The following is a 5,422-nucleotide window of genomic DNA, read 5'->3' as shown; positions in this document are numbered from 1 at the left end:
GGGTCGGTGCCGCCGGCCAGGCCGGCGCCCTCGCCCCACAGGTTCCAGACCAGTGCGGTGGCGGGCAGCCCCATCGACCGGCGGTGCCGGGCCAGTGCGTCGAGGAAGCTGTTCGCCGCCGCGTAGTTGCCCTGGCCGGCCGGGTCGAGCAGGCCGGCCACCGAGGAGAACAGGACGAACGCGGTCAGCTCCCGTTCCTCGGTCAGCTCGTGCAACGCCCAGGCGGCGTCCACCTTGGGCGCCAGCACCGCGGCGAGCCGGTCCGGCGTGAGCGAGGTGAACAGCGCGTCGTCGAGCACGGCGGCGGCGTGCACCACGGCCGTCAGCGGCTGCGGCAGCCCGTCGACCAGCGCCGCCAGGGCCTTCGGGTCGGTGACGTCGCAGGCGGCGAGGGTCACCTCGGCGCCGAGCGCGGCCAGTTCGTCGCGCAGCCCCGCCGCGCCCGGCGTCTCCGGGCCACGCCGGCTGACCAGCGCCAGGTGTCGCACGCCGTGCGTGCCGACCAGGTGCCGCGCGACCAGCGCGCCGAGACCGGTGGTGCCGCCGGTGACCAGCACCGTGCCGTCGGGCCGCCAGGGCGACGGGGGCGGCTCGGTCGGCACCGGGACGGGGGCCAGCCGGGGCACCTTCACCTGGTTGCCGCGCACGGCGACCTCCGGCTCGGGCAGCGTGACCACGGCCGGCAGCATCCGCAGGCTGGCCTCGTCGGAGTCGAGGTCGACCAGCATCAGCCGGTCGGGGTGCTCGGCCTGCGCGGCGCGCAGCAGGCCCCAGACGGGAGCGACGGTCAGGTCGAGGTGCCCGCTGTCGTCGTCCGCCGCGAACCAGGTCAGCACCACCAGCCGGGTGGCGGCGAACCGCTCGTCGGCGAGCCACGCCTGGGTAGTCTCCAGCACCCCGGCCAGGCCGTCGCGGACCGCCTCGGGCACCTCGCCGTCCGCCGGCTCGACCGGCAGGAACACCACATCGGGTACGCCGTCCGTCGCGGCCGCCGCGGCCAGCGCCGCCAGGTCCGGGTACGCGGGCACGCCCGCGCGGCCGAGGTCGACCTCGCCGCCGAGCACCGCCCACCGCTCGGGTACGGCCTCGGCGGCCTCGCCCAGCGGCAGTTGGGGCCAGTCGACCCGGAACACCGAGTCGAGGTGGCGGGTGCCGGTCATCGCCGCTCCGGCGGCCACCAGCCGGTCCGCGGTGACCGGCCGGACCACCAGCGACTCGACGGTGGCGACCGGGGTGCCGGCGGTGTCGGCCAGGTCCAGGCGGACCGCCTCGGAGCCGGCGCTCTCGTCGGAGTTGGTCCAGTTGATCCGTACCCGCAGGCGGCTGCGGCCGCCGGAGTGCAGCCGTACCCCCGTCCAGGAGAACGGCAGCTGGCCGGCGCCGATGTCCTGCGGCTTGCGCCCGCCGAGGAAGTCGGTGGCGCTGAGTGCGGCGTCGAGCAGCGACGGGTGCAGCCGGTACGCGGCCGCGTCCTGCCGGGCCTCGTCGGGGAGCGCCACCTCGACGAAGAGGTCCCGGCCGCGCAGCCAGACGGCACGCAGCCCGCGGAACATCGGCCCGAAGTGGTACCCCTGCGCGGTCAGGTAGTCGTAGACGCCGCTGATGTCGACCGGCTGGGCGTCGGCCGGCGGCCACTGACCCACGCCGACGCCGAACTCCTCCGGGGTGACCGGCGGCGTGTTCTCGGTGGCGAGCCAGCCGGTGACGTGCCGGGTCCAGCCCACCTCCGGCGGGGCGTCGTCGAACCGGGACCAGATGGCGATGCTCCGGCGGTTGCCGGTGTCCGGCTCCCCCACCACCACCTGGACGGCCGCGCCGCCGTGGTCGGGCAGCGGCATCAACTGCTCGATGATCAGTTCCTCGACCACGTCGCAGCCGACCTCCTCGGCGGCGCGCAGGGCCAGCTCGACGAAGCCGGTGCCGGGGAGCAGCCCCATGCCCATCACGTTGTGGTCGGCCAGCCAGGCGTGGGTGTCGAGGGCGAGCCGGCCGGTGAGGACCACGCCGCCGCCCTGCGGCGCCACCATGACGGCGCTGAGCAGCGGGTGGTCGGCGTCGCGCTGGCCGTGCCCGGCGGCGTCGCCGGCCCGGGTCTTCGGGGCGTTCAACCACAGGTGCCGCCGCTCGAACGGGTACGTGGGCAGGTCGACGCGGCTGCCACCGCCGAGCACCTCGGTCCAGCGGATCGGGGTGCCGGTGACGTGCAGCCGGGCCAGGGCGTCGAGCAGCTGCGTCACCTCGGACCGGTCCCGGCGCTGGGCCGGCGCGACGACGGTGTCGGTCACGACGCCCTCGATCATCGGGGTGAGCGCGGCGTCCGGACCGAGTTCCAGGAACGTCGTGACTCCCGCCTGGTGCAGGGCGGTGATGCCGTCGGCGAAGCGGACCGCCTCCCGGACGTGGCGCACCCAGTAATCCGGGTCGTCAGCTCGGTGCTCGCCACGGCACCGGTCAGGTTCGACACGACCGGGAGTTGCGGCTCGGCGTAGGTCAGCCCTGCCGCCACGGCCCGGAAGTCGTCGAGCATCGGGTCCATCAACCCGCTGTGGAAGGCGTGACTCACCCGCAGCCGCGTGGTCTTGCGACCAAGGTTGGCGAAGTGCTCGGCCACGTGCAGCACGGCCGCTTCCGGACCGGAGATGACCACCGACCGGGGACCGTTGACGGCCGCGACGTCCACACCGGCACCCGCCGCCGCACCGTCGCCAGTGGAGGCTGAATCGTCTACGTCATCAGGTCGGTAGGACGCGACAGAGGCACCTTGTCCCGCCAGCGCCGCCCGCACCTCCTCCTCCGACGCCCGGATCGCCACCATCGCCCCACCAGCCGGCAACGCCTGCATCAACCGACCCCGAGCCGCCACCAGACGGGCCGCATCCGCCAACGACAACACCCCCGCCACATGCGCGGCGGCCAACTCACCGATCGAATGCCCAGCCACGAAGTCCGGCCGCACACCCCACGACTCCACCAGCCGGAACAACGCCACCTCGACCGCGAACAAGCCGGCCTGCGCATAGCCCGTCCGGCGGATCAGGTCCTCGTCGTCACCCCAGACCACCTCACGCAACGGCCGGTCCAGATGCGCATCCAGCTCCGCCACCATCGCGTCGAACGCCGCCGCGAACACCGGGAACACCGCATGCAGCTCACGACCCATCCCGAGGCGCTGCGCGCCCTGACCGGTGAAGACCACCGCCGTCCGGCCGCCGGAGCGGGCAACGCCGGATACCACGCCGGTGACGACCTCCCCGGCCGCCAGGACGGTCAGGCGGTCGACCAGCTCCGCACGGTCCGCGCCGAGCACCACGGCCCGGTGTTCCAGGGCCGCCCGGCCGGTGGCCAGCGACCACGCGACGTCCCGGTCGGCCAGGTCGTCCCGGCCGTCGAGGTGGGCGACCAGCCGCTCCGCCTGCGCCCGCAGCGCCCGGTCGGTACGCCCGGACAGTAGCCACGGCCGCACCGGCACAGTGTCGGCGTCACCGGTCGGCGGGCCGGCGAGCCGGTCCGGGCCGGCGAGGTCCGCCGGCGCCTCCTCGATGATCATGTGAGCGTTGGTGCCGCTCAGCCCGAAGGACGAGACCGCCGCCCGGCGGGGGGCGTCCCTGCGCCGGCCACTCCCGCGGCCGGGTCAGCAGCTCCACCGCGCCGGAGGACCAGTCCACCTCGTCGGAGGGGGCGTCGACGTGCAGCGTCGCCGGCATCAGCCCGTGCCGCATCGCCTGCACCGCCTTGATCACCCCGGCCACGCCGGCGGCGGCCTGGGTGTGCCCGAGGTTCGACTTGACCGACCCGAGCCACAGCGGACGGTCCCGGTCCCGGCCGTACGTGGCGAGCAGGGCCTGCGCCTCGATCGGGTCGCCGAGCGCGGTGCCGGTGCCGTGCCCCTCGACCAGGTCCACCTCGGCCGGGGCGAGCGCGGCGGCGGCCAGGGCGGCCTCGATGACCCGCTGCTGGGAGGGGCCGTTCGGGGCGGTCAGCCCGTTGGACGCGCCATCCTGGTTGATCGCCGAGCCGCGCACCACGGCCAGCACGGGGTGACCCTTGCGCCGGGCGTCGGAGAGGCGTTCCACCAGCAGCAGTCCGATCCCCTCGGACCAGCCGGTGCCGTCGGCGCCGTTCGCGTACGCCTTGCACCGGCCGTCCGGGGCGAGGCCCCGCTGCCGGCTGAAGTCGACGAAGACGTCCGGCGTGGGCAGCACGGTCACGCCGCCGGCCAGCGCCATCTCCACCTCGCCGTGGCGCAGCGCCTGGCAGGCGATGTGCAGCGCGACCAGTGACGAGGAGCAGGCCGTGTCGATGGTGACCGCCGGCCCCTCCAGTCCGAGCGCGTACGCCACCCGCCCGGAGGCGATGCTGGCGCCGCTGCCGCCGCTGAGGTACGCGGCGATCTCCTCGGGCACGTGCTGCTGCACCCGGCTGCCGTACTCGGTGTACATGACGCCGACGTAGACGCCGGTGCGGCTGCCCCGCATCGAGGCGGGGTCGATGCCGGCGCGCTCGAACGCCTCCCAGGCGCCCTGGAGCAGCAGCCGCTGCTGCGGGTCCATGGCGAGCGCCTCGCGCGGCATGATGCCGAAGAACTCCGGGTCGAACTCGGCCGCGTCGTGCAGGAACCCGCCGGTCTTGACGTACGTCTTCCCGGCCGCGCCGGGCTGCGGGTCGTAGACCGCGTCGACGTCCCAGCCCCGGTCGACCGGGAACTCGGAAATCGCGTCGCGCTCCTGGACCAGCAGTCGCCACAGGTCGTCGGCGGAGCGCACCTCGCCGGGGTAGCGGCAGTGGATCGCGACGATGGCGATCGGGTCGTCGTCGGGCGCGGCCGGGGTGGTCGCGGCGGGCGCCGGTGCGGCGGCGGGGGCGACGCCGACCAGCCGGTCGGCGAGGAAACGCGCAGCGGCCTCGGCGGTCGGGTGGTCGAAGACCAGGGTGGCGGGCAGCCGCAGGCCGTCGCCTCGTTGAGGGCGTTGCGCAGCTCGACGGCGGCGAGCGAGTCGAAGCCGAGGTCCTTGAACGCCCGGTCGGGGGCGACCGCCTCGACGCCGGAGTGCCCGAGCACCGCTGCCACCCGGGCGCGGACGAGTTCGACCAGGACGCGGTGCCGTTCCGCCTCGGTGACCCCGGCGAGCCGTTGGGCCAGCCCGGTGGCCGTGCCGCCGCCGTTGGTCGTACCGGCGGCGGTGCGCCGGGTGGGGGCGGTGACCAGGCCGCGGAGCAGGGTCGGCACCTCGCCCCGGGCCCGGACGGCGGCCGGGTCGACGCGCAGCGGCACGACCAGCGGTTCGCGGACGAGTTCGACCAGGACGCGGTGCCGTTCCGCCTCGTGACCCCGGCGAGCCGTTGGGCCAGCCCGGTGGCCGTGCCGCCGCCGTTGGTCGTACCGGCGGCGGTGCGCCGGGTGGGGGCGGTGACCAGGCCGCGG

The 5,422-nt window shown here is 75.3% G+C and carries 2 pseudogenes; one reads left to right on the top strand and one right to left on the bottom strand.

The annotated features are described in order from the left end of the window. Positions 1–5,104, bottom strand: a pseudogene (locus JNW89_RS36960) (type I polyketide synthase); the annotation flags it as partial. On the opposite strand from JNW89_RS36960, the pseudogene JNW89_RS26440 reads away from it, so the two are divergent. Further along, positions 5,048–5,422, top strand: a pseudogene (locus JNW89_RS26440) (hypothetical protein); the annotation flags it as partial. The pseudogenes JNW89_RS36960 and JNW89_RS26440 overlap by 57 nt on opposite strands.

The sequence above is a fragment of the Micromonospora sp. 4G55 genome, assembly GCF_016803375.1.
Note: the sequence above shows the minus strand (reverse complement) of the source record. Positions and strands in the feature narration are given on the sequence as shown.